The 25,197-nt window shown below is 38.5% G+C and carries 20 protein-coding genes, 1 pseudogene and 2 riboswitches; of the genes and pseudogenes, 16 read left to right on the plus strand and 5 right to left on the minus strand.

Annotated elements, in window-relative coordinates; genetic code table 11:
- The 3 genes and pseudogenes from SAZ04_RS19835 to SAZ04_RS19845 all read left to right on the plus strand — a co-directional run.
- Positions 1–135: pseudogene (locus SAZ04_RS19835) on the plus strand (carbohydrate ABC transporter permease); the annotation flags it as partial.
- 112 nt (positions 136–247) lie between these two features.
- The gene (locus SAZ04_RS19840) at positions 248–1,927 is read left to right on the plus strand and encodes a glycoside hydrolase family 13 protein (RefSeq protein WP_332698670.1); all 1,680 of its coding nucleotides are present in this window, start codon (positions 248–250) and stop codon (positions 1,925–1,927) included.
- A 495-nt stretch (positions 1,928–2,422) separates the two neighbouring features.
- A riboswitch (cyclic di-GMP riboswitch) is annotated at positions 2,423–2,513 on the plus strand.
- 19 nt (positions 2,514–2,532) lie between these two features.
- Positions 2,533–6,771 carry an EAL domain-containing protein gene (locus tag SAZ04_RS19845; protein ID WP_332698671.1) on the plus strand — a complete coding sequence of 1,413 codons (4,239 nt, stop codon included), beginning with the start codon at positions 2,533–2,535 and terminating at the stop codon, positions 6,769–6,771.
- A 246-nt stretch (positions 6,772–7,017) separates the two neighbouring features.
- Here the strand turns inward: SAZ04_RS19845 and SAZ04_RS19850 are convergent, their stop codons facing one another.
- Positions 7,018–7,200: a hypothetical protein gene (locus SAZ04_RS19850; protein WP_332698672.1), complete on the minus strand. Its 183-nt coding sequence runs from the start codon at positions 7,198–7,200 to the stop codon at positions 7,018–7,020.
- 486 nt (positions 7,201–7,686) lie between these two features.
- On the opposite strand from SAZ04_RS19850, the gene SAZ04_RS19855 reads away from it, so the two are divergent.
- From SAZ04_RS19855 to SAZ04_RS19870, 4 genes are all read left to right on the plus strand, one after another.
- Positions 7,687–8,478, plus strand: a complete 792-nt coding sequence (locus SAZ04_RS19855) for a TerC family protein (protein WP_332698673.1) — start codon at positions 7,687–7,689, stop codon at positions 8,476–8,478.
- A gap of 203 nt (positions 8,479–8,681) precedes the next feature.
- A complete protein-coding gene (gene galE, locus SAZ04_RS19860; RefSeq protein WP_332698691.1) occupies positions 8,682–9,668 on the plus strand; it encodes a UDP-glucose 4-epimerase GalE in 987 nt (328 codons plus the stop codon).
- Between the two features lie 317 nt (positions 9,669–9,985).
- Complete coding sequence (locus tag SAZ04_RS19865) at positions 9,986–10,186, plus strand: cold-shock protein (protein WP_332698674.1); 201 nt, start codon at positions 9,986–9,988, stop codon at positions 10,184–10,186.
- Positions 10,187–10,312: 126 nt separating this feature from the next.
- Positions 10,313–10,654: a hypothetical protein gene (locus SAZ04_RS19870; RefSeq protein WP_332698675.1), complete on the plus strand. Its 342-nt coding sequence runs from the start codon at positions 10,313–10,315 to the stop codon at positions 10,652–10,654.
- Between the two features lie 142 nt (positions 10,655–10,796).
- Here the strand turns inward: SAZ04_RS19870 and SAZ04_RS19875 are convergent, their stop codons facing one another.
- Both SAZ04_RS19875 and SAZ04_RS19880 read right to left on the minus strand, forming a co-directional pair.
- Positions 10,797–11,546, minus strand: coding sequence for a PRC-barrel domain-containing protein (locus SAZ04_RS19875; protein ID WP_332698676.1), 750 nt, complete (start codon positions 11,544–11,546; stop codon positions 10,797–10,799).
- Positions 11,547–11,846: 300 nt separating this feature from the next.
- Positions 11,847–12,512, minus strand: coding sequence for a potassium channel family protein (locus tag SAZ04_RS19880; protein ID WP_332698677.1), 666 nt, complete (start codon positions 12,510–12,512; stop codon positions 11,847–11,849).
- 62 nt (positions 12,513–12,574) lie between these two features.
- Positions 12,575–12,725: riboswitch (cyclic di-AMP (ydaO/yuaA leader) on the minus strand.
- Positions 12,726–12,942: 217 nt separating this feature from the next.
- Here SAZ04_RS19880 and SAZ04_RS19885 point away from each other — a divergent pair.
- The 6 genes from SAZ04_RS19885 to SAZ04_RS19910 all read left to right on the plus strand — a co-directional run bounded on the left by SAZ04_RS19885 (position 12,943) and on the right by SAZ04_RS19910 (position 19,519).
- The gene (locus SAZ04_RS19885) at positions 12,943–13,122 is read left to right on the plus strand and encodes a hypothetical protein (protein WP_332698678.1); all 180 of its coding nucleotides are present in this window, start codon (positions 12,943–12,945) and stop codon (positions 13,120–13,122) included.
- Positions 13,123–13,155: 33 nt separating this feature from the next.
- Complete coding sequence (locus SAZ04_RS19890; protein WP_332698694.1) at positions 13,156–14,067, plus strand: ATP-binding protein; 912 nt, start codon at positions 13,156–13,158, stop codon at positions 14,065–14,067.
- Between the two features lie 263 nt (positions 14,068–14,330).
- Positions 14,331–15,332 carry a LacI family DNA-binding transcriptional regulator gene (locus tag SAZ04_RS19895; protein ID WP_332698679.1) on the plus strand — a complete coding sequence of 334 codons (1,002 nt, stop codon included), beginning with the start codon at positions 14,331–14,333 and terminating at the stop codon, positions 15,330–15,332.
- A gap of 111 nt (positions 15,333–15,443) precedes the next feature.
- Positions 15,444–16,805 carry an ABC transporter substrate-binding protein gene (locus SAZ04_RS19900; protein WP_332698680.1) on the plus strand — a complete coding sequence of 454 codons (1,362 nt, stop codon included), beginning with the start codon at positions 15,444–15,446 and terminating at the stop codon, positions 16,803–16,805.
- A gap of 73 nt (positions 16,806–16,878) precedes the next feature.
- The gene (locus SAZ04_RS19905) at positions 16,879–19,011 is read left to right on the plus strand and encodes a LamG-like jellyroll fold domain-containing protein (RefSeq protein ID WP_332698681.1); all 2,133 of its coding nucleotides are present in this window, start codon (positions 16,879–16,881) and stop codon (positions 19,009–19,011) included.
- Between the two features lie 370 nt (positions 19,012–19,381).
- Complete coding sequence (locus tag SAZ04_RS19910; RefSeq protein WP_332698682.1) at positions 19,382–19,519, plus strand: hypothetical protein; 138 nt, start codon at positions 19,382–19,384, stop codon at positions 19,517–19,519.
- 150 nt (positions 19,520–19,669) lie between these two features.
- Here the strand turns inward: SAZ04_RS19910 and SAZ04_RS19915 are convergent, their stop codons facing one another.
- A complete protein-coding gene (locus SAZ04_RS19915; RefSeq protein WP_332698683.1) occupies positions 19,670–20,251 on the minus strand; it encodes a hypothetical protein in 582 nt (193 codons plus the stop codon).
- A gap of 552 nt (positions 20,252–20,803) precedes the next feature.
- Between SAZ04_RS19915 and SAZ04_RS19920 the strand changes: the two genes are divergently transcribed.
- On the plus strand, positions 20,804–21,139 hold the full coding sequence (locus SAZ04_RS19920) for a helix-turn-helix domain-containing protein (RefSeq protein WP_332698685.1): 336 nt from the start codon (positions 20,804–20,806) through the stop codon (positions 21,137–21,139).
- 227 nt (positions 21,140–21,366) lie between these two features.
- Positions 21,367–22,050: a peptidylprolyl isomerase gene (locus SAZ04_RS19925; protein ID WP_332698697.1), complete on the plus strand. Its 684-nt coding sequence runs from the start codon at positions 21,367–21,369 to the stop codon at positions 22,048–22,050.
- A gap of 212 nt (positions 22,051–22,262) precedes the next feature.
- On the opposite strand, the gene SAZ04_RS19930 is transcribed toward SAZ04_RS19925, so the two are convergent.
- Entirely contained in the window at positions 22,263–23,261 is a 999-nt protein-coding gene (locus tag SAZ04_RS19930) for a LacI family DNA-binding transcriptional regulator (protein WP_431309037.1), read from the minus strand.
- A 534-nt stretch (positions 23,262–23,795) separates the two neighbouring features.
- Here SAZ04_RS19930 and SAZ04_RS19940 point away from each other — a divergent pair.
- Positions 23,796–25,109 (plus strand): ABC transporter substrate-binding protein, encoded by a 1,314-nt coding sequence (locus SAZ04_RS19940; RefSeq protein ID WP_332698688.1) that lies wholly within the window; start codon positions 23,796–23,798, stop codon positions 25,107–25,109.
- Positions 25,110–25,197 lie beyond the last annotated feature (88 nt).

Genomic DNA, 25,197 nt, shown 5'->3' on the forward strand with positions numbered 1-25,197 from the left:
TTCCAATCGCAATTTAGCGTGAACTATAACTTAGCCTTTGCGTCTTATTTACTCGCATTATTGCCAATGTTAATTGTGTATTTATTTGCACAGAAATGGATTATTAGTGGAGTGACAAAAGGAGCGATTAAATAAAAGCATTTTATGATATAAGTTTGCTTCGAAATTGTTCAAAAAGGGGAAGCCATCCTTTTTGAACAACCTTAGTAACGTATAAACTAATTAGATAAAGGAAGGTGTGGAAAGAATGGAAAAGGCATGGTGGAAAGAGAGTGTTGTTTATCAAATTTATCCGAGGAGTTTTATGGATTCAAATGGAGACGGGATCGGTGACTTACAAGGAGTTATTTCAAAGCTCGATTATTTAAAAGAGCTTGGCATTGATGTCATTTGGCTGTCGCCCGTATACAAATCACCAAACGATGATAATGGTTACGATATTAGTGATTACCAAAACATTATGGACGAGTTTGGTACAATGGGTGATTTTGATGAGCTCCTTCAGGGCGCACATGATCGTGGCTTGAAAATTGTAATGGACCTTGTTGTTAATCATTCGTCTGATGAACATGCTTGGTTTGCCGAGTCGCGGAAATCAAAGGATAATCCGTATCGTGACTATTATATTTGGAAGCCTGGAACAGACGGGAAACCACCAACTAATTGGGGCTCAGTATTTGGAGGTTCAGCGTGGCAATACGATGAGGCGACTGGTGAGTATTACTTACACATTTTTAGTAAAAAGCAGCCAGATTTAAACTGGGAAAATGAAAAATTACGTCAAGAAGTATACAAGATGATGACGTGGTGGCTCGAAAAAGGAATTGACGGTTTCCGCATGGACGTCATTAACTTTATTTCAAAAGATAACAGCTATCCTGATGGTGAGATTCATGGCGCTAACAAATATGGTGACGGATCTCAGTACTTTATGAACGGACCTCGCATTCATGAATTTTTACAAGAAATGAACAAAGAAGTGCTGTCAAACTATGATGTGCTCACTGTTGGTGAGATGCCAGGTGTGAATGCAGAACAAGGAAAACTTTATACGGGAACAGAACGTAACGAGTTAAACATGGTCTTTCAATTTGAACATGTTGATGTCGGAAATGGTCCTGGAGGAAAGTGGACACCACAGCCTTGGAAACTAACAGAGCTGAAAGGGATATTGTCAAAATGGCAGTACGGCTTAGCGGATAATGGCTGGAATAGCTTGTACTGGAACAATCACGACCAGCCGCGTGCGGTATCGCGCTTTGGGAATGATAAAGAGTACTATGAGAAGTCAGCAAAAATGCTTGCGACATGCCTTCATATGATGAGGGGAACACCGTATATTTATCAAGGCGAAGAGATTGGGATGACCAATGTTGCCTTTGAATCAATTGACGATTATCGCGATCTAGAAATTTTAAATATGTACAATGAAGCAGTGAATGAGCAAGGAAAAGATCCAAATCAAGTCATGCAGGCGATTTATGAGCGTGGTCGTGATAATGCCAGAACACCAGTGCAGTGGGATGACACAGAAAATGCAGGATTTACTAGAGGAACACCGTGGATTAATGTGAACCCAAATTATAAAGAGATCAATGCAGAAAAAGTGCTACAAGATCCAAATTCCATTTTTCATTATTATAAAAAACTTATCCAGATACGAAAAGAGAACGAAATTGTTGTCTACGGAACATTTGATTTAATTCATGAAGATTCTGAAGACATTTTTGCCTATACAAGAACGTTAGGAGACGAAAAGTGGTTAGTTATTTGTAGTTTCTCAAGTGAAGTGGTGAAGTTTGAACTGCCTGAACTGATTAAATATACATCAAAAGAACTTGTGATTAACAACTATGAGGACACATCAGAAGAAATTGATTTCTTTGAACTAAAACCTTACCAAGGGATCGTTTATAAACTAACGTAGCGTGCCTGGCACCACCCGGTTTTTGTCGATCGTTTTTAGAGTCGCTAGGTATCTAGTGACTCTTTTCTTGTGCTGTAAGCTACTAATGAAACGAACAGAACACGCTCAATAAGGTCAATCGTTCTTTTTATTTGAGAACGCTAAAGCTTTCCCTTATGTCTTGTTTTTACTCCTAACTTTTTCTGTCAGTAAATTAATATATACTTTTCCAGGCCACGTTTAATGCCCCGACCTTTCATTGTCTCTTATTTTCCGTAGTTTATACGATCAAACGTAGATTAAATTTACTTTATCCTTATCGTAGTACGATTTTACTATATTCATCTCTCCAAAGAGAATGAACTAAATGGTTTTTTAGGCGCCTGCTGCTTTATACCGTGATGCGTTAATATACAGTGGCAGGCATCCGCAGTTTTTGTCGATAATTCTAATTGATTCTTTCTATTATCTATTGCTAATAGACTTTATACTACTAGTAGAACCTTGTATAAGAAATCTACGAGATGGCAAACCTATTAAAAGATAGGGACGCAAAGCCACGGGTCTAATGCATAGAAGCTTTGATTATGATCGCTGGGTTACTGAAAAGGTAAGGTGGAATTTAGATGATAACTAGTATTTTATATAACTACAATCCTATTTTATTTGCTGCTTCAATTAGTATTGCTATTTTAGCTTCGTATACTGGGATTGATATTCTGAGCCGAATCCCTATCGAAAAAGGGAAAAGACGTGCTTTCTGGTTATGTAGTGGAACCATTGTAGTTGGGGTAGGTGTATGTACTGCTCACTTTTTAAGTATGATGATTTTTGAAATGGCTCATTTCTATCATTTATCAGATTTACTGCTAATTTTACTCATAGCTGTAGGGGTAATGGCGATCCCTATGATTTTATGTGTGAAGGCAATCAAAAGTCAGAGCCATCTTGACATCATGATTGGAGGGTTAGCACTTGGGTTGAGCTTTGTTGTGATTCATTTTGTTGCGATGAATGTCAGTCACGAGAGCTTAGGTTATAAACCATTGTATATAGTACTCTCAATATTCGCAGCCATGATTCCGACCTATTTCATATTTAAAAAGGTTGTACAAATATCTAATAATAAGGGGAAGGCATCGTTGCATACGCAAATGATTCTTGGTGCTTTAATGGGAATCAGTATTATGGGTATGCATTATATCTCTTTAATAGGTACGACAATTATTGTTCACGAACATATAGGTCATGAAGAAGTCATACAGAACAATTATTTATTATCGATATTTTTAGGAATTGGAATTATTTTAACTCTTTTTATGTTCATTTTAAGTTCCCGGATTGACCGGAAGATCTTGATTCAATCACAAAAGCTCTCACAATCCGAACAAGACTATTATTCATTATTTGAGCAAAATCCAGATGTCGTTGTAAAACTAAGTCTAGATGGGATGATTCTTTCAGCTAATAAAGCTATGGAAAAAATAACAGGTTTTCAAAAAGATGAATGGGAAAATCAACATGCTAAAAAGTTTATAGATTCTAATTACTTTGAAATAACAAGTAAAAATTTCACGGAAGCGACAAAGGGAAAAGCAACTCACTATGAAAGTCGACTGATTCTTAAAAACGGTAATGTAGCAGATGTTCATGTAACAAATCTTCCTATTATCAATAATGGTGAAATTGTCGGAGTTTATGTAATGATTAAAGATATAACAGAGAACAAGAAACTTCTAGAACAAATTGAAATAAAGGAACAGCGGTATAAGTCGCTGTTTGACTATAATAACGATGCCGTTTTTTCCTTTGATCTAATCGGTAATTTTACAAGCGTAAATAAGGCAGTTGAAAATATATCAGGATATCACTCTTCTGAATTACTAAACACGCCGTTTTTAAACCTTATTCACCCAGATGACATAAACGAGGCAATAGAATCATTTGGAGTCTCCATAAAAGGCAAACCGCAATCGTTAAACACTAGAGTTATGCACAAAGATGGGAACGCCATATTTTTAAACGTGACAAGTGCTCCGATCATCGTAAACAAAGAAATTGTTGGAATTTATGGAATCGCAAAGGATATTACCGAACAAAAGAAGACAGAAGACATGATTGAACACATGGCCTATCATGATTACTTAACAGGGCTGCCAAACCGAAATATGTTGGAACAACGTCTTTCAAAAGAGTTACGTATAGCTGAAGAAAAAAAACAAAATGCCGCTATCTTATTCATAGACCTTGACCGATTTAAAAACATTAACGATACATTGGGACATTCAATGGGGGATCTCTTATTAAAAGAAGTAAGTAAGCGTCTTAAGGAAACGGTAGTGGATTCAGACCTTGTTTTCAGACATGGCGGAGATGAGTTTATCGTTGTATTACATGATGCAGATCGAGACGTAGCTGCCAAGGTGACAAGACGGATTCTTGATGTGATCGCAACACCTATTCATATAAATAATTATGAGATCTTCACATCGCCTAGTATTGGAATCAGTTTATTCCCAGATGACGGTAAGAACGTAGAAATACTCATAAAACACGCTAATTTTGCTATGTATCAAGCGAAACATGCAGGGAAAAACACATATAAGTTTTACTCCGATAAAAGTGATGGGCATTTTAATCGATTAGCTTTGGAAATGGAGCTGCATAGAGCAATCGAACGGAATGAACTTGTGCTTCTTTACCAACCTAAAGTAAATTTAAAAACAGGTCGAATTATTGGAACAGAAGCATTGGTTCGTTGGAATCATCCAAAATGGGGAATGGTGTACCCGGCAGATTTTATACCGATAGCAGAGGATAGCGGACTCATTATCCCAATAGGAGAATGGGTATTACACACTGCATGTACTCAAATGAAAAAATGGAATGAAAATCGTTCAATAGCGCAAACAATCTCTGTTAATTTGTCGCCTAAACAATTCTCTCAAACCAATTTGGTTGCGACTGTTGCACGCATTTTAAAAGAAAGTGAATTAGACCCAAAGTGTCTGGAACTTGAAATTACAGAAAGTATGACAGCTGATATTGATCAAACGATCTCCATTTTATTAGAATTGAAGCGTCTCGGAGTCAGGCTTAGTATTGATGATTTTGGAACTGGATTTAGTTCGTTAAACTACTTAAACCAATTTCCAGTTGATACGTTGAAAATTGACGAATCATTTGTGCGGGAATTAAATCGTAACCCGAATAATGAAACGATTGTAAAAACAATTATCTCAATGGCTCATAGTTTGCAGTTAAACGTTGTAGCGGAGGGGATTGAAACAAGGGAGCAACTTGTCTTTTTACAACAGCATTTATGTGATGAAGGACAAGGTTTTTTCTTTACTAAACCTCTACCTTCCTTCGAATTTGAAAAGAACTATGGTGATATCGAATCGATTGTAAAAGAATTTGGAATCTCAGATATGGTAAACGAACGAATGTGGATCGAGGAAACATTGCGAATGGCCAGAAAAGAATTACAAGATACTGTTAGAAGGCAACAAGGAGTGATCTTTAAGGTCAAAAAGGTCAACTATGACTTTATCTATACGTTGTGCGATGGTGAGTTATTGTATAATTATGGTCTGATTCCTGAACAAGTTGTAGGGAAAACCGTATTCGAGCTTCTCCCAGAGGATGAGGCCGAAAAAATGGCCGCTGCCTTTCAAAATGCATGGGAAGGGAAAGAAAATGTAACATTCGAAGGCGAACTAAATGGCATTTATTATTTTGTCGCGTTAAACCCTGTAAGAAGGGGAGGAGAAGTCATTGAGATCGTTGGTTCAACTATAGATATTACGAGATTAAAAGAAGCGGAAAAAGCGTTACGGGAGAGTCAGAAAAAGTTCAAATTAATTGCAGACAATATGACAGACCTCATTGCTATTTTTGATTTGGATGGAAAGATGTCCTATGTTTCTCCTTCCCATGAAACACTGCTAGCTTACCCATCTAGTTATTTTGAAGGTAGAAGTCCGATTAAGAATATTCATCCAGAAGATCAACCAATATTTAGGGAGATGTTTGATTCAACCATTAAAACCAAAGATATAACTCAAGCTGAGTACAGGTGGGCGAAAAGTGATGGTAATTGGGTATTGCTTGAAGTGCTATTTACCCCGATCATAGGTGATGATAATAATGTCGGGCAAGTTGTAGGAGTTGCCAGAGACATAACGGAAAAGAGAGAAGCAGAAGAACTTCTTGCAAAGTCTGAAAAGTTATCTGTCGTTGGAGAATTAGCTGCGGGCATTGCCCATGAAATTAGAAATCCATTAACATCGATTAAAGGATTTGTTCAACTTTTTAAACAAGGAGTCATCGAAGAAAAATACTTTCCGATCATCTTTGATGAATTTAATCGGATTGAGGAAATCATTAAAGAGTTTCTTAATTTAGCTAAACCACAAAAAATCAAGTTGCAATCAACCAATCTGTTAGACTTACTTAACGGAATCGAAACGTTATTAGCACCTGAGGCTCATTTGAAAAATGTGGAAATTTTCAAGGAATTCGAACAAACGATCCCGCACATCGTATGTGACCCAAACCAATTGAAGCAAGTATTCATTAACTTCCTGAAAAATAGTATTGATGCCATGCCAAATGGGGGAACGATTATAATTAAACCCTCTATTGAAGGAAGGAACCTCCTTATTCAAGTATCAGATACTGGTATGGGGATAAGTGAAGAACGTCTTGAAAAATTAGGAGAACCATTCTTTAGTACTAAAGAAAAAGGGACAGGACTCGGGTTAATGTTGTGTTATCGGATTATCAATGAGCACAATGGATCAATTACAATTAAGAGTAAGGAACATCAAGGCACTACTGTGGAAGTTAGGCTGCCGCTTTAAGGGGTGCCTGGCACCTCCCGGATTTTGTCGGAAATAACAAGAAAAAGAAGGAATCATTTGAGTGGATCATGCGCTCTTTTTGTCTTTCGTATCATGCCTTAGATCCGGAATTTGCTAATAAGCGGTTGAAAGTTGCGATTATCGTGTTGGAAGTTAAGGGAATGACAGGGGAAATGCTAAAAAATAGCGAGTTGCTATTTAAAATAGAAAAGTCGGGGGTGCCAGGCACCTCCCGATTCAGTAAAATTACACACCAGTTCTTTTTCGTTGGTTATTTAGCTTTTTGGTTTGCTGACTTTTCATTTTTTTTGTTGATTGGTTCAGGTGATTATTTGGTTTACCTGCTGAAGCTTGGTTCTTTTTCTTTTCAAGTTGTTGTTTGATTGCTTCTTGTAGGTTAATTTTCTTTTTTGGTGTTTCGTTTGACATGTTTATGTTCCTTTCTCTAGCAATTGCTATTGTATTCTATTCAGTATAATCCAATTGAGGATATCTATGTGCAAATTCATGAAAATAATCAATTACAGCATATGTGTCCATTATTTCATTCGTTCATCTTATTGACAAATCTGTCAGGTCGACTTATGATAACATTATTAAAATTAAATAGTTCTCCTAAAGGGGAGTAGCTTTTACAATAAAGTCGTCATTACGGAGTACACACTCCCGGCTTTGTTGGCGACATTACGTTGTTAGCAAGACCTTTACTTGTTTATGGTAAAGGCCTTTTTCTGTTCAAAAAAACCTTTGCCGTATTCGGTAAAGGTTTTTTTGATTTTATAAGCAGATTCTACAATGATCGTTTTTATTTTCGAGATTACTAAATTGCCAGGCTACGAAGGAGGGTTGGAAGGTACGTGCAATGAGGAGAAATAAGCCTGTTACATACTATATTTATAGGAGGTTTTTCATTAGATGGAACTATCAATCATATTAGAATACAGCTGGGTACTTTTGATGTTAATCGTACTTGAAGGGCTGTTGGCCGCAGATAATGCACTCGTTTTAGCCATTATGGTGAAACATCTTCCGGATGAACAAAGAAAGAAAGCCTTGTTTTACGGACTTGCAGGAGCATTTGTTTTCCGATTTGGCTCACTATTTGCTATTTCATTCTTAATAGATGTATGGCAAGTACAAGCAATTGGTGCACTTTATTTATTATTTATTGCATGTAATCATATTTTTAGAAAATTACTTATTAAAAATGTCGAAGAAAACAGTGGAGACGCGCAAGAGAGTGGAAAGAAAAAGAAATCTGGATTTTGGGGAACCGTTTTTAAAGTGGAATTAGCAGATATTGCGTTTGCGGTTGACTCGATTTTAGCAGCAGTCGCATTAGCTGTTGTTCTACCAGATTCCGGCTTGCCGGCAATTGGTGGGTTAGATGGCGGGAAGTTTCTTGTGATCTTTGCTGGTGGATTTATCGGTCTCGTGATAATGCGTTTCGCCGCTAATTTATTTGTTCGATTATTGCATGCAAGACCTGGGTTAGAAATTGCTGCATTTTTTATAGTTGGGTGGGTTGGGGTAAAGCTAGCTGTTTACACGTTGTCACACCCTGCTTTAGACGTGTTGCCTCACGAATTTGCTCATTCATCAGCATGGAAAATCACTTTCTACGTGGTGCTGATCTTAATTGCTTTAGGAGGTTGGTTCTTATCGAAGGAAAAACCAACTGAGGAAAAAGTGAGAGAGACGGCTTAAGTGGTGCCTGGCAGCGCCCGAAATTTGTCGATTAAAAACGGAAGCCGAGCAATGGATAGCGCGGCTTCCGTTTTATTTACGTCGTTAGTTGCACTCCATTAATCCTGTACGCTTCCCGATTTCTCTATTGAAATAATTGGCAATGCTAAGTACTATTAGTTTATAACATTACATATTGACATGAAAAGAATAGGAGTGAAATGATGACAACCCTCGTTACTGGTGGTGCAGGCTATATTGGTAGCCATACGTTATTGTATATAAAAGAAAAAAATGAGGAATTTGTTGTATTAGACAGCTTACAAACAGGGCATCGTGAAGCGGTACAAGGTGCAACCTTTTATCAAGGTGAGTTGGCTGATGCCGATCTTTTAGATAAGATTTTTTCTGAGAATGATATTTCGGCTGTGATTCATTTTGCGGCGGATTCGCTCGTTGGTGAAAGTATGAAGGACCCATTAAAGTATTATGAGAATAATGTGATCGGGAGTTATCATTTAATTAAGAAGATGGTTGAACATGGGGTGAAGAAATTTGTCTTTTCGTCAACAGCTGCTACGTACGGGGAACCGGTATCGGTTCCGATTACGGAAGACTCGCCTACGATCCCAACAAATCCATATGGTGAAACAAAGCTCGCAATCGAAAAAATGCTGAAATGGGCGGACGAAGCATATGGAGTAAAATCCATTTGTCTGCGCTATTTTAATGCAGCTGGCGCTGATCCAGAAGGGAAAATTGGCGAAGATCATCAACCAGAGTCTCATCTCATTCCGATTGTTCTCCAAGCTGCATTAGGACAAAGAGCACATGTGAGCATGTTTGGGGATGACTATCCTACTGAGGATGGGACGTGTGTCCGTGACTATATTCATGTTCTAGATCTCGCACAAGCCCATTATCTTGCGTTGCAACGTTTAGAAAAGGAAGAAAAAAGCGGCATTTACAATTTAGGAAATGGCAATGGTTTTTCCGTAAAACAAGTAATTGAAACGTGTAAAGCCGTTACAGGGATCGATATTAAGACCGTCACTGCCCCGAGAAGAACGGGCGATCCGGCTGTATTGATTGCTTCATCTAATAAGGCAAGGTCAGAACTTGGATGGAACCCAGAGTATTCTTCATTGGATTTAATGATTAAACACGCTTGGAATTGGCATCAGCATCATCCGGATGGATATGGTGACTAATTGCTGATGGGAGATAAAAAATAGCGCTTTCATATCCGACAAAAAGAAATAAACACCGTTCGTTCGGATAAAATTTTAAAATTGCTCAGCTGCTCTTTATGCGGTAGGTAGCTGAATTGATCGAGTGTTAATGCACTCGATCTCTTTTTCCAATAACTAACTATTTGCTTTTCTAGAAAAAATCTGTTATTCTAAACAAGAATTATTTTTGTTCGGTCTGTAAGAAAGAAGAAGAGTTTAAACTTTTCGCCTTTGATATCTAATTGAGCAATGATAGTAATAAATTGTGGGATAGTTCCACATAGGAGGAAACAAACATGCAAGAAGGTACAGTAAAATGGTTTAACGCAGAAAAAGGATTCGGTTTTATCGAAATTGAAGGTGGAGATGATGTATTCGTACATTTCTCAGCTATCCAAGGCGAAGGATTTAAATCTTTAGACGAAGGCCAAAAAGTTACATTTGACACTGAACAAGGTCAACGTGGACTTCAAGCTACAAACGTAAACAAAGCGTAATGATTAAAGGACTCTATTATAGGGTCCTTTCTTTTTTGAAAATAAAAGCAGGAATTGACATAATAAGTGTAGAAATAAAAAGTAAAATCTAACCAAAATACTAAATAAATAGGAGGTTATATATATATGATATCTAAAAAAACTATGTTACTAGAGGCTTATTCGCTTCTATATGACATCGAAACGAGCTTGAAAAATCTTCTGCTAAAAAAACTGAATCGGCAGCAACATCTTTATGTGAATGACACGTATGCAAACATCCTGACCCACGTTGAAACGTATCAACTTCTCCCCATCACACTGAATGATTACAAACTACTACGGCAAACGATCACAATCAGAAATAAAGTCTGCCATATGAAACCTCTTCAGCAAAGCGAAATCACCCTTTTAGAAAAAGCCCATCGGTTAATTCAAACATCCAATCAAAGAAAAAAGGTGTTTAAACCTTATACTACTTTTAGATAGGTGCCTAGTTTAGTCGTTTTAGTTTCATATGCAATTAATCAGGGTTAGAAAGAAATATGGTTGGGCCTGTATGAAAGGTATGTACAAGCAAGTAAAGGTGACTCATGAAATGGGATATCCATTGAGTCACCTCTACTAATCATTATTTATTTAAAAGGTGTCTTGTTCTTAGGTTATCAACTGGAATCTCCTCTAATTCCAGAACAGAACCCGTTTCAGTTGAGTGTTCTTCAACTTCTGCTGCTCTTAGATTAATCGTAATGTCTTTTGCTACCCAGTCAATTGAGTCAATTGATTCTGGAGAAATGGCCACTTTTCGTCCGGGTAGCCAATCACCTGTATCAATGATGAGATAATGAACGACCCAAGAGTTATCATCTATGACAAAGTCAACGACTGTTCCTAACTCTTCATGATCGATCCCCTTGACGTTATAGCCAAATACTTGTCCTCTTAATTCATTAACACTTCTTAAAAAGGATTGGTCATCTTCCATTTCGGTTACATATTGCTGATCTTCTTTCGTAGATAAGAGGGGGAGATTGCCAGGTCCCCACAAACCGCCGCCAACCCAATACGGTGACCAACCATAATAGCTATGAAGCTCTAATTCTTTTACACGGGTGATCGGCTGATGCTCTTCTACAGAAGGGCTGTTTTTTATTTCGTCTGTTGATGAAAAAATCGAAATATTGTTATTGTCTAACTCGACATTATCGAAAGAGACGGGAGAAACGAGCACTCTTTTTCCTGGTAACCATTTTAATGTATCAACAACTAAATAGCGGATCGTCCATTTTTCACTATCAAAGTACAAATCTTTCACCTTTCCTAAATCACCGTCTGTTGCTTGTACAGTACAAGATTGAATAGTACTAGCTTTGTAAAGCATGATGAACTCCTCCTTTAAAGTTGAATTACTTGTTAAATAACCTTTTTTCGGGCGGAGTAAACATAAGGATGAAAAAAATCGGGAAGTGCCTGGCACTTCCCGATTTTTTTGTTCTTGCTAATGAAAAGGCTAACGTTAGTGGTCCAAACCTTCCAATACAATCATAAAAAAGAGCACTTTCTGTTAGCTAACGCGAAGAAAGTGAGGAATACCGCAAATAAGCTAATAACCACAATCGTTAATAAATGAATAATTATTTGATTTTCCGATGCCAAATGCCTTTTCTCGCGCGTGACATTGTTACATACCTTCTTCCTCGAATCGTTTGAGGTCGTTCTTGTGGCCAATGACAATTAGAATGTCTTTTTGATAAATCATATCTTTTGGTAGGGGAGATACATTAATTTCTTCCCCTCTTTTGATCGCTAAAATCGTACATCCGTACTTCGCCCGAACATGTAAATCAATAAGCGAACGATTGTCGATTTTCTTGGTTGCTAGTAACTCAACGATACTATATTCATCAGACAACTCAATATAATCGACAATCTTTTCAGAAGCTAAATGTTGAGCGATCCGAATCCCCATATCTTGCTCAGGGTGAATAATGCGGTCCGCTCCTATTTTATCAAGTACCTTATGATGATAAATATTTTGTGCTTTTACCCAAACATTGTTAACATCCATTTCTTTTAATACGAGTGTAGTTAAAATACTTGATTGAATGTTATCACCGATGGCGACAATGACATATTCGAAGTTTCTGATCCCTAGAGATTGCAATGCCTTTTCATCTGTGGAATTTGCAACGACTGCATGAGTAGAGAATGCTGTAAACTCATTCACTTTTGTCTCATTCAGATCGATCGCTAATACTTGGTGTCCCATCTTGTATAACTCCTTACAAACACTTCCACCAAAACGCCCCAAACCAATAACGGCAAACTGTTTCTTTTTATCTGCCATTTATATCCACTCCTTTTTAGCAAATAAAAAAGACCATCGCAAAGAATGGTCCTTTAAGACCCTTTCTCTCGAAAAAACGCTGACGAGGTTAGCTGTCGGATTAGGGACTCAAGAGTATCCCCTCTTACATAGTAAGATTCACCCCAAGGACGATTTCTAGCCATCCTAATTGGTTCCCCCGCTCTAAAATCATAGATTAAGCGAATAAAAGGTTAAAAATATATTTGTATGATAAGGAGAATTTACTCCTCTTTAGTAAAGATGTCAATAGGTACCTGGCACCCCAAAAAAAAGAAAGTTCATTTTACACAGGTAAACAAGGAAATATACTGGTAAAATGATAGTAGTCTACGTATCCGGTAGCTATAGTTACTTGAGTAAAGAGAGAAGCTCAATTTAGTTGTTTACTTTGTTTAAAGGGGGGATTGTTGTGACGAGTCGTTTTGAACAGGCATTGGAAGATATGTTGTGGTTTTCGAGCCAGTCAATCGGAGCTAGGACACTTTTTGTTAGTCATATTGAAGAAACGTTTAAAGTGATTAAAGTGTTTAACCAAAATGGCTGCTCCTTGGAAGAGGGGATGGAATTACCTAAAGATCATTCTTTATGAAGCCTGATCCCTTGTGACGGTCGGGAACCGTTAATTATACATGATACGAAAAAAGACGCGAGAGCTAGTGTGTTCGATGCGATTTATGAAGCGAATATCGGATCGTACCTCGGCATGCCTGTCTATCTTTCGAATGGAAAGTTATTTGGAACCGTTTGTGCGATCGATCCAGATCCGTATGCTTTCACGAAACAAGAAATAGAAACGATCAAGCGCTTATCATCGGTTGTGTCCGTCATTATCGAAAACGCGACAAAATCAAGCTATGATGAGTTTGATGATAAATTAATACGGCTTGAAAAACTATCCTTGCTTGGGCAGCTATCAGCGGGATTGGCGCATGAGTTGCGTAATCCGATGCAATCAGTAAGAGGATTTGTACAGTTTTTGTTTGAAGATCAAAAGGAGAACCATTTTCGTGATATTGTGTTAAGCGAAATGGACCGAATGAATCAACTCGTCAATGATTTTCTCATGGCGACGCAACCGAGTGCACCTAAGAGAGACTATTACAACCTAACGGAAATCGTCAATGAGACGGTTGAATTTATGAGAAATGAAGCAACTTTGCATAACGTAGACATTACAAGTTCGTTTGAAACGTCAATTGTAAGAGTGTACGTAGATAAGTCGCAAATTAAACAAGTAGTGATCAATTTAATGAAAAATGCAATCGAAGCAGCTGGAAATGAGGGTGGCACAGTAGCGATCGCGGTTAAAAAGCTAGATGAAAAAGAAGCGGTCATTGAAGTGAACGATAATGGCCCAGGCATTCCAGTATCAATCATCGGACGAATAGGTGAACCGTTCTTTTCAACAAAAGAAGAAGGGACAGGACTCGGATTGTCGATATCGCAAAGAATGATCCAAGAGCATAAAGGTTCGATCTGCTTTGAGAATTTGGAAGATGGGACAAGAGTGACGGTCACGTTGCCGCTTATGTGATGGAGTGGCCGTTGCTTTGTTTTAAAGCCTGCTATGCATAGCAGGCTGCAACGTAAAGAGCCAATGCAGCTTCCTCGAAAAATCTTTTTACGTGCGATTTTCACCTTTTTCAGTGTCCTTACGTGTACGAAGGGGGCAGCCTATTCACTTTAGTTAGTAACATTTTTTTCTAATTAACAAAATGTTCACTTTATTATAAGCTTCGGTTAAACGATTACGTGACAATCATGTTAGTTAAGAAAGCGCTTTAAAGAGGAGAACCTATGACAAGCATAAAGGATGTAGCGAAAGTTGCCAATGTGTCAACAGCAACAGTATCTCATGTTATCAATGGAACAAGGTTTGTTTCAGAAACGACAAAGGTGAGAGTCTTTCAAGCTATGAAGGAGCTAGACTATAAGCCTAATTTAGTAGCGAAAAGTTTACGAAGTCGAAAGTCAATGATTATAGGTTTAATCGTACCAATGGTGTATATGGATACGTCAAACTTCTTTTTTATGGCAATCGCTAATGGGATTGAAACAATCGTTAAACAGAAAGGGTATAACCTCATCTTAGGCAATTCCCATGAAGATCTTAAGACAGAACTTGAACAAATAAAACTGTTTAATACTCAATTAATTGATGGACTGATTATAGCTCCGACAGCTGAAGATGTTACTGAGTATGACGAAGTATTTTCAGGAGATTACCCAGTCATTTTTATTGACCGTAAACCTAAAGGGTATGATGGTGATCTGGTTATGGCGAATAGTTACCAAGGTACTTTTGAAGCGATTGAGACCTTAATAAAAAAGGGACACGAGAAAATTGGTTTTATTACTGGGCACCTTGGAATGACGACAAGCGACGATCGATTAACAGGATATAAGAAAGCACACGAAAAAAATAAGTTGACAGTCGAACCGTCGCTAATAAAAGAAGGAACCCCTAGTTTTGAAGAAGGGTATAAGCAAGCAAAAGAATTGGTTAATAAGAAAGCGGTTACTTCATTGTTTGTTTCGAATAATGTAATGACAATGGGTGCTCTGCGGTTCCTCAATGAAAAACAGATCAAAATACCAGATGAAATTGCCATTATTGGTTTCGATGATTATGATTGGATGAAAATTACAACGCCACCATTAGCAGTGGTCGAACAACCATCCTATGAAATCGGAGAGAAAGCGGTTCATATATTGCTTAATAGGATTAAGAAGGGAAACGAGAGGAACAAGGAATCGGTATTATTACCTACTCAGTTTATTTCTCGAGGATCAGTGTAATGGAGAGCATTCTCCTTTGCACTGATTACGTAATCGATTACGATAACCTTACTGCAATAGAATTTGGATTTAAGGTGAGGAAATCATCAGTAAATAATAACGTACATAAAAATGTATATAGATTGGAATAATATTCCTGGAGATGGATATGAAGAACGAAAAAATTTAATGTTAGCTAGTAACGAGCTTCCTGATGCATTCTACAATGCTGAGTTTTCAGATCATGAAATTGTTAAATATGGTCAAGCAGGATCGATTATTCCGTTAGAGGATTTAATCGAAGAGTATGCTCCAAACCTGAAAGAAATATTTGAACTGAGACCTGAGTTGAAAAGCATGGTTACCGCACCAGATGGTCATATTTATTCTTTGCCTAGAGCAGAAGAAATGGGTTTGAGTGCTGTTCCAAACTTCACATCGATCAACAAATCTTGGTTGGATGAGTTAGGGCTTGATATGCCGACAACACTTGATGAGTATGGCGATGTTTTACGTGCATTCAGAGATCAAGATCCAAATGGTACAGGGAAAGATGATGTCATTCCAATGAGCTTTATGTATAACTTCTGGACTGGGAACTTCGGTGATATGTTTGCTGCATTTGGCATTCCTGACAATGTTGATCATCAAATCGTGCGTGATGGAGAAGTGATTTTCACAGTCGTTCAACCGGAGTATAAGGAAGCAATTGAATATTTTCATGGATGGATTGAAGAGGGTTTAATCGATGATGAATCGTTTACACATGATGTCAGTCAGTATTTTGCAAAAGGGAAGACAAGCCCTGCAACTCTTGGCTCGTATATTTGGTGGGAGACAGAAGAGATCGTTGGACCAGAACGTGCCGATGACTATGTTCTCTTGCCGCCTCTAGAAGGTCCAAATGGTCATAAAATGGTTGGTCGTTCCAATTATTCTGAATACGGAAGAGCTGCGTTTGTCATTACATCAGCAAACGAGCATCCTGAAATTACGATGCGTTGGGTAGATCAGTTATATGAGCCAAAAATGTCTGCTCAAATTAGCTGGGGACCACTTGGCATTATTTATGAAGAAGATGAAAATGGGATGTTAGTAAACAAAGAGCTAGAAGAAGGTGTGTCGATGGGCGAACTTCGCCAAAAAGTGGCTCCGAATGGACCGGTCGTCGTGTTAGCGGAGCATTTTGGAACGGTTGTTGATATGGAATCACGTGCGAAGAAACGTTTACAAGATATTGAAGAAGTGTATGCACCTTATTTAGTGGAAGAAAATTTCCCGCAAATCTTTTTCACAGAAGAGGAGCTCGCCCGAATTAATCGCCTTGAAGTCGATATTCTGGACTTTGTGAATCAGAAACAAGCCGTTTGGTTATTAAATGGTGGAATTGAAGAAGAGTGGGATTCGTATGTTGACCAGCTAGAAAAAATGGGACTAAGCGAATTAATGGAGATCTATCAAGAAGGCTTAGACCGTTTTAACGCAAACTTATAAGCATTGATTCAAGAAAAAGCCGGAACAGTCTTTTAAGTTCCGGCTTCTTTATGAGAGATGGAGGGTGAAACCTGTGAGTGTAAGAAATTCTTCGGTAAAAAAAGACCTCGTTGCACAGTGGACATTTCAAGAGCGAGATGGAAAATCGACATTTGAAAAGGTACAAAACGTTTGTGACCCCGTGCACTATGTATTTCATGACGCAGCTTTTCAGCCTAATAGAAGCATCAAACGTCGAAAAGGGATTCAAGGGAATGCTTTATGGTTTGATGGGTTTTCGACGTATATCAAAAGGGATAAGAAAGCCTTTCACCTACCGACAGGTGCGATGACGATTTCAGTATGGGTGGCGCCTCACACCTTCGGGGGCATAGAGGAAGAAGGGATCACAGCGTTGGTCAATCAACACTTGCGCAAAGAGGAGAGAGGATTCATTCTTGGTTTCCGTAAGTATGGAACGGTTTCTTTTCAAGTTGGATTAACAAGTGGATGGGTTGAGATTTCTACAGAGGAACTGAAAGTGCAAAAGAACCAATGGACAAATATTGCTGCTACGTATGGCGCTAGGGAGGGCTTGCTTGCGATGTATGTAAATGGGAGACAAGTGGCGAAAAAGCAAATAGAAAAAGGGACTCACCTCGTTCCCGCTGATGAGGATTTCGTCATTGGAGGGCATAACGATCCAAAGATGATCGAGCGAACCTTTTCTCTTGGCATGTTTAGCGGTCTGATGGACGAGGTTTGTATTTACGGGCGAGCTTTGTCGTCGGATGAACTACTTGAACAATTTCAAGCGTATTTGTCAGTTCATGGCGGACAAATTCCTGAAATCAAGCTCGAGGATATCGGAATTCATCGTAATGATTTTACGTTAGATGAGCATCGGCCGCAGTATCATCTAACTGCACCGGGACATTGGATGAATGAGCCACATGCACCGCTCTATTATGAAGGAAAGTATCACCTCTTTTATCAGCATAATCCGCAAGGGCCCTATTGGGGAAACATTCATTGGGGGCATTGGGTTAGTGATGATCTCATTCATTGGAAGGATATGCCTGTAGCCCTCTCACCTGAGAAGGAGAGTGTCGATCCAGATGGTACATGGTCAGGATGTGCTCATTATGATGAAGAAGGAGTCCCTGTTTTATTTTTTACAGCTGGGAACAATCGATTTCTTCCGAACCAAATGATTGGCCTTGCTAAAAGCACAGTCAAAAGTGATGGTGACTTAGAGCTGAGAAAGTGGGTCAAACATCCAGAACCTGTGTTGTTGCAGCCAGAAGGATTTGACTTAGATGATGACGGGTTTCGTGATCCATTCGTTTGGAAAGAAGGGAACACGTGGTACCAACTTGTCGGCTCAGGCATAAATGGGCGCGGGGGAACGGCTTTGTTATTTGAATCAGAGAATCTATTGGAATGGTTTTATAGAGGTCCTCTTTATGTAAGTGATTATAGCAAACACCCTCATTTAGGAAGGGTGTGGGAGCTCCCGATTCTTCTATCGCTTGGAACGGATAGCAAAGGCAACGAAAAGTATATTTTTATCATTAGTCCAATTGGTGATGAGGCTGACGTCGAGGTATTCTACTGGATCGGGCAGTGGGACCGCGAGAATGGAGCGTTTATCCCTGATGTAGAAGAGCCGCAGCTGTTTGACTTAGGTGATTTTCACTTTACTGGTCCATCTGCGATGATTGATCCTAAGACAGGGCGCCTGATTTTATTTACCATTGCGCAAGGTGAGCGACCGATCGAATATGAGTATGCTTCTGGCTGGGCACATAATGGTGGGTTGCCTGTTGAACTTTATTTAGCGGATGATGACCGTTTGAAGTTTAGGCCGATTGCTGAAGTGGAAGCCCTTCGAAAGAGAAAGCTACTCGATGTGGAGAACGTAACGATTGCTGAAGTCAATCAATCATTGAAGGGCATTTCAGGAGATATGCTAGAAATTCAAGTGATGTTTCAACCGCAGGAGGAAGGGTCTGCCGGTTTGTATATGAGACAATCAAAGGATCGTGCGGAAGAAACTGTGCTGTATTATGACTATCGTGCGAGAGAATGTTTCGTCGATCGTACAAAGACAACGCTTGACCGCAAAGAAAAAACAAGGGGGATACAAGGTGGGGCCACTGGCCTTAAGAAAGGTGAACCTTTGAAACTACGAGTATTTTTAGATAAGTCGATGGTCGAAGCGTAACGACTCGCGTGTATCCAACGAAGAAAGATGCGAAGGACCTTTCGTTAATGGGAGCTGATGAGCTGATTGTCGATTCAATGGTCGTGTGGGAGTTGAGAGGGGTGCATCGTTAACATGTGCCGCCACTGGAACTTTTGCATGACCGCAGTGGGGGTCAGATCCTTCAAAATTACTTTGCCACTTTTGTGAGGAGAAATCTTTAGTAAACAGTAAAGGCATTAATACGCTTATGGACAAACTAAATATTTTTCTGTCTAAATAGAAATGTATTGGATTAGCAGTCAGATTTGGCTGCATTTTTTTTATGCTTGGTGGAATCCTTTAAAAGTAGCACATGAATTTAAAGATCAATTTGGAAGGGGGTGTCAGCATGAAAAAACAAATAAAGCAAAATGACAAAGGTGCTAAGGAGAGGCAAGAAGAGCTGCAAACCATACATGATCGTTCTACCAGTCAAAAAAGGCAGCCGGTACCTCAGCCAAAAGATTATGAGGAAATAGAGTATTAAAAACAACTACTTTGCATTAGTAAATAAGAAATGACACCTGTCTTAACAGGTGCCCAATTTAATAAAGCTAACTTACACAATAGTTTGTGTGAGTTAGTTAAGGATCTAATGTTAGTATCAGTCAAGTAGAACATATCCACGTTCCAAAAATCAAACGAACAATGACTTAACTTTTTTTGTTCCCTGGACTACATAAGCGATCGACTTAATATAAAGGGGGTAACCACGAGTGTTATAAATGGTATCTTCAATATCAATAAGGGCGGGTACACATTCTCTTTTTGCTAAGAATGCATTTTCACCAAGCCTATCAACTCGAAGCTTATACTTATCAGTTAAAAGGTGATAATGATTTTTCTCTAGATAACTAACATAATACCTCACACCATTATTTTTAGCATACATGGCAGCTAGTTTCAATAAATCGTATAATACTTTTGTGTTAGTAAACTCGCTTTTTAACCCCATTTTCCTAATTTGATACGAATGTTTCAAATTTTCTTTAATGCGTTTATCATTGGTTATGTTAATAAGGTCGCTGCTGTTGGCAAGATCTTTATCGCACCGAATAAATTCGATTGTTCCTATACTTAAGCCTTCTTTATTCTTGATAATAAACGCTTCGGAGTTAGCTCGAAGCTCTGTTATTGGGTACTTTTTTTCTCGGGCTATTTGACTCCATAGGTTCATGAATTCTGCTTTTTTATTGTTGTTATCTACATATACATACATCGTTTATCAGCCTCGCATACTGGAAATTAGATTGTTGAATTATGGAATTAGTTCATAAGCTTGATCCCATTAATGTTAATGTTGCCAAATTGGTTTCACATTAATGGCATTATATCTTCTTCCTCTCTTTTTCATTATGCTGGCGATTTTCATGAATTGGCTGTTTAAATAAAACGCTCCCACCAATCGTTTACTAAAATGAAGATATTTTTAAAATACATTATCTACATGGCTATTCTATTATAAGTTCATTTTCTTCCTTGGGAAAGGGTGGTAAATTCTCTTTTTACCACGGTTTTTGTCGAAGGGGAGGCTGTTCTCGTCACAGGACTGTCACAGTTTTGACACAGTCTAGAGAATAGCGATACTAACACTAGTCATAGCTTATTAAATGGCAGGACTGTGGATTAAGCATAGAGGAGTTACAGGTATTTTTAAAGCTATTTGATGTCCCCATTCGAGTTGAGTAGAGCTTTTTTTTTAATTCAATAGCTGATAAGCTATTAGAGTTAAAAGAATGTGTATGTACTTAAGAGAGAGGGCTAGGTTTCCATGATAGGTGAAAGCGTGAAAAAGCATCGACTTGAACAAGGGCTATCAATGTCTGAACTAGCTGATCGAGCAGGGGTTGCAAAATCATATGTTAGTTCAATTGAGCGAAACATCCAAACAAATCCTTCTATTCAATTTTTAGAAAAAGTGGCAGTTGTGTTAGGTGTCTCTGTGGAAGCATTGTTAAGTGAGAAGACGGAAAGTGATGATCACAAGCTCGATGAAGCTTGGGTAGAATTAGTGAAAGAGGCTATGGATTCAGGTATTAGCAAAGAACAATTCCGCGAATATTTAGAGTTCACGAAATGGCGTAGTGAGCACTTAAAAGAAAAATAAGCGAAAGAACCCCATTACACGTATATGGAGCTACTGAAAAAGGTCGTTTTCGAGCCCACTGAAAAAGGTTTGTTTTCACCTTTTTTTAGTAGGCTTTGAGCAACGTGCGAAGCCATTGTCGCTTCCTCGAGGATCTTTTTTAAGGTCGTGTTTTACTTTTTCAGTAGCCTCTATAAAGTAGCTGGGGTCTATTGGCTTTTTTAACCTGATTTGTGAGGAGGATTATGATGAGAAGAATTTTATCAACACAGAAAGCTTTTTTTGTTCTTTTAGCGGCTTTGCTGTTTATGTTTGCAGGCTGTGGAACTCAGTCTGACGAAGAACAAGTAGAAGAGCAACTAACAGAGGAAACAGAAGAACAAACAGGTAAAGAAACCGACTATCCAATTGTTGAGGAAAACCCAATTGTCACGATTACGATGGAAGGTGGAGACGAGATCGTTCTTGAACTTTATCCGGATATAGCACCGAATACAGTAGCTAATTTTATCTCATTAGTGGAAGATCGATTCTTTGACGGGGGGCTCTTTCATCGTGTTATCCCTGGATTTATGATTCAGGGCGGGGACCCTGTGGGAGATGGATCAGGTGGACCAGGCTATTCCATTGAAGGCGAATTTAATGCGAATGGGTTCGAGAATCCGATAAAACATGAGCGTGGTGTCCTTTCAATGGCGCGGGCGAATGATCCGAATTCAGCTGGCTCGCAATTTTTTATTATGGTAGAGGAGTCTCCCCACCTGAATGGACAATACGCTGGGTTTGGACGAGTACTAGAAGGAATGGAAACGGTTGATGAGATTGTACATGCTGAACGTGACTATCTCGATAAACCAGTTGAAGAGCAACGGGTGCAAAAAATGATAGTCGATACGAAGGGGTATGACTATCCAGAACCGGAAAAGCGGTAGGTGCCTGGCACCGCTCGAAGTTTGTCGAGCCGAGTGTTAGCACTCGGTTCTTGTCATTTCTTTAGAGTATTTACCTTATGGAATTAAGGGAAAACAGAATACTTTATTACCATAGTAGATGATGTCGCGTAAGAGGTGACTTAAAGGGTCAGAAAACGACCTGTTGAGTCACCTTCTTTGATGTCCTTCAACAGGCGTTGCGTTCCTAACTCTTATGTCGTTTCTCCTTTTACAAGCTCTACATCAACAATGGTGTTGTTCGGTTTATCGTCATCCTTGTCCTCAATCATCTTAACTAAAGTAGAACATAATTCTCGTCCGAGACGGTCAGCCGGCTGCTTAACTGTGGTTAGCTTTGGGTTTTGTAACATCTGAGTAAAGGAATTAAAGTCATATCCAACAATTTTTAGTTGCTCAGGTACTTTAATATTGTTTTTCTGTGCATAGATATACAGAGCATATGCCAACAAATCATTGCTGCAAAACACTCCATCATAATTAGGGAGTTCATGTGAGACTTGTTTTTCAATAAACAACTCATAATTGTTGTAATGAGAGAACGAAAGTCTACTATATTCTTTCTCAATGATTTTAAAAGGCAAGTCATGTTTCATACATGTCAGTTTAAATGCGTCAGCACGTCTATTAGGTAATACATCTAAATCAAGAGGACCAGATAAGTGTAATAAATTTTTGCAACCGCTTTCTATTAAGTGTTCCGTCGCAATGGTACCGCCGTTAAAGTTGTCAGATCCTACATAAGGAATGTCCTTTGACATAATCCGATCAAACGATACAATCGGCAACCTTATCTTTTTATATTCTTCTATATCCAATGTTTGACTACACATAATAATGCCATCGACTCGATTTTCTTTAAGCATTCCTATATATTTTGTTTCTTTTTCAGCTTCATCTAATGAATTGCAAATTAGAATTTTATAATTGTTTTTATAAGCGAATAGTTCAATATTTTTAATTAACTCAGCGAAAAAAGGATGTCCGGAGTCAGGAACGATTACACCTAAGAGATAGGACTGACTCTTTTGCAAGGCACGAGCAATTTGGTTTGGAGAATAATCAGTATCAGCCATAGCTTTTTCGACTTTCTTGCGTGTCTCTTTGCCGATATAGCCTCTGTTATTAATCACTCGTGAAACAGTTGTGACGGACACGCCAGCTTTTTTTGCAACATCTTTTATATTTACCATAGTTTTCTCCCTTGCTTGGAATTTAAATGATAGGTGAAAAAGTCTTTATTAAAAAATAGCAGACAGAAATCGAATAATAAAGAATAAGCGCTCGATTCGGTATTATATTATGTTTTGTTAACAAGTATAGCATGAATGTGGTAACGTATGACATATGTATTTTAGGGATTAATGTTAAACAAACTAATATTTTAGTGTAAAAAAGGTAGTTTGTGATTCCAATGTATAATGAGGAAGAGTGTATACGATAACTTAATATGACAACGCTTCCTTACTTTTTGGTTATATTGGCTTTTATATTAGAATGAATTAGTAGGTAATGATAGAGAAGTTTTATATTAATGCTGATTTATAAGTGTTAAAGCTGATAGTGATATAAATTTATTGTGACTTGTTTTTGTGAAAACGTTTGACATAAAAGCGCCTATAGATTATATTATATTTGTAAGCTCTTACATTTGGAGTTTGCTAATTACAGATTTTTAGTGTTGCTAGTTTCTTAAGACTTAGAAAAACAATGATAAGGGGGAATGAATGATGGGTAGAGCAAAATTATCTTTTATTTTTATGCTCATGGTTAGTGTGATGTTGGTCGCTTGTAGCAATAATGATCAAGAGGTTTCAAATGAGGAGAATTCCAACGAGGGTGACACTCAAGAAGTTGCTGGAGTGATTGAACTAGATATGTGGATTCACCAATCAGGTGAAGATGAGACGGAATTTAATAAAAAGCGTATTGAAGAATTTAACGAAGCTCATGAAGGTGAGATTCAAATCAATGTTGAGGTTGTAATGGATGATGGTGGTAGCTCGTATAACGATAGCTTGAACGCGGCTTTAGTTGCTGGGAATTTACCAGATGTATTGGCGCTTGATGGTCCTTTCGTTGCTAGTTATGCAGATGCTGAGATTATTGCCCCTGTTACTGAGTATATCTCAGATGAAGACAAAGAAGATTTTGTTGATTCGATTATTGAACAAGGTACGTACAACGGGGAGTTATACTCTTTAGGTGCAATGGAATCATCAGTCGTACTTTATTATAATAAAGAAATTTTTGAAGAGGCTGGCATTGAAGCGCCAACAACGCTTGAAGATGCCTGGACTTGGACCGAATTTATGGATGTAGCAAAACAATTAACAACAGATGACCGATATGGTTTAAATCTCTTTATGAATTATGGTGTTGGTGAGTGGTACACGTATATGGGTGCGCCGTTTATTTGGTCAAATGGTGGAGAGTTAATCTCTGAAGATGGCACAACGGTTGATGGCTATTTAAATGGACCGGAAAGTGTTGAAGGGTTTGAATTTGTAAAGAGCTTATTTGAAGAGGGTGTTGTAAGTCTTACGCCTTCAGAAACACAGTTTGAAGAAGGGAAAGCTGCAATGGCACTTGGAGGACCTTGGATTGCTGTTTCTGCTGAAAATGCAGGTTTTGAATATGGTATGATGCCATATCCGTATAGTGAAGTTCCAAAATCTCCATCAGGTAGTATGGCTTATGCTATTTCATCACAAGCAGAACATCCAGAAGCGGCCTATCAAGTGATGCAGTGGATGACGAACGAAGAATCAACGATTGGGTTATCTGAAGTAACAGGAATGCCTCCAGCGCGTAAGTCTGCTTTTGAAAGCATGGAAGTATATAATGAGCTACCAAAGAAAATCATTCGTGACCAAGTTGTGAACACGGCACATGCACGTCCTACTACACCGGCGTATCCTGTGCTAACAGATGCTTTTGCTCAAGCATTTCACGCAATGGCACTTGGTGAAGATGCACAAGAAACTCTAGACCAGCAAGTTCAACGAGTAGAACGCGAACTTCGTCGATTTAACCAGTAAGAGAGATTGTTCAAAAAGGTCGCTTTTTACCTTTTTGAACAATCTCGGAGCAATGAGCGAAGCCGCTGCAATGTTTTAAGTGTTCTAT

It is taken from the genome of Halalkalibacter lacteus (genome assembly GCF_036663595.1).
GTDB lineage: Bacteria > Bacillota > Bacilli > Bacillales > Bacillaceae_D > Halalkalibacter > Halalkalibacter lacteus.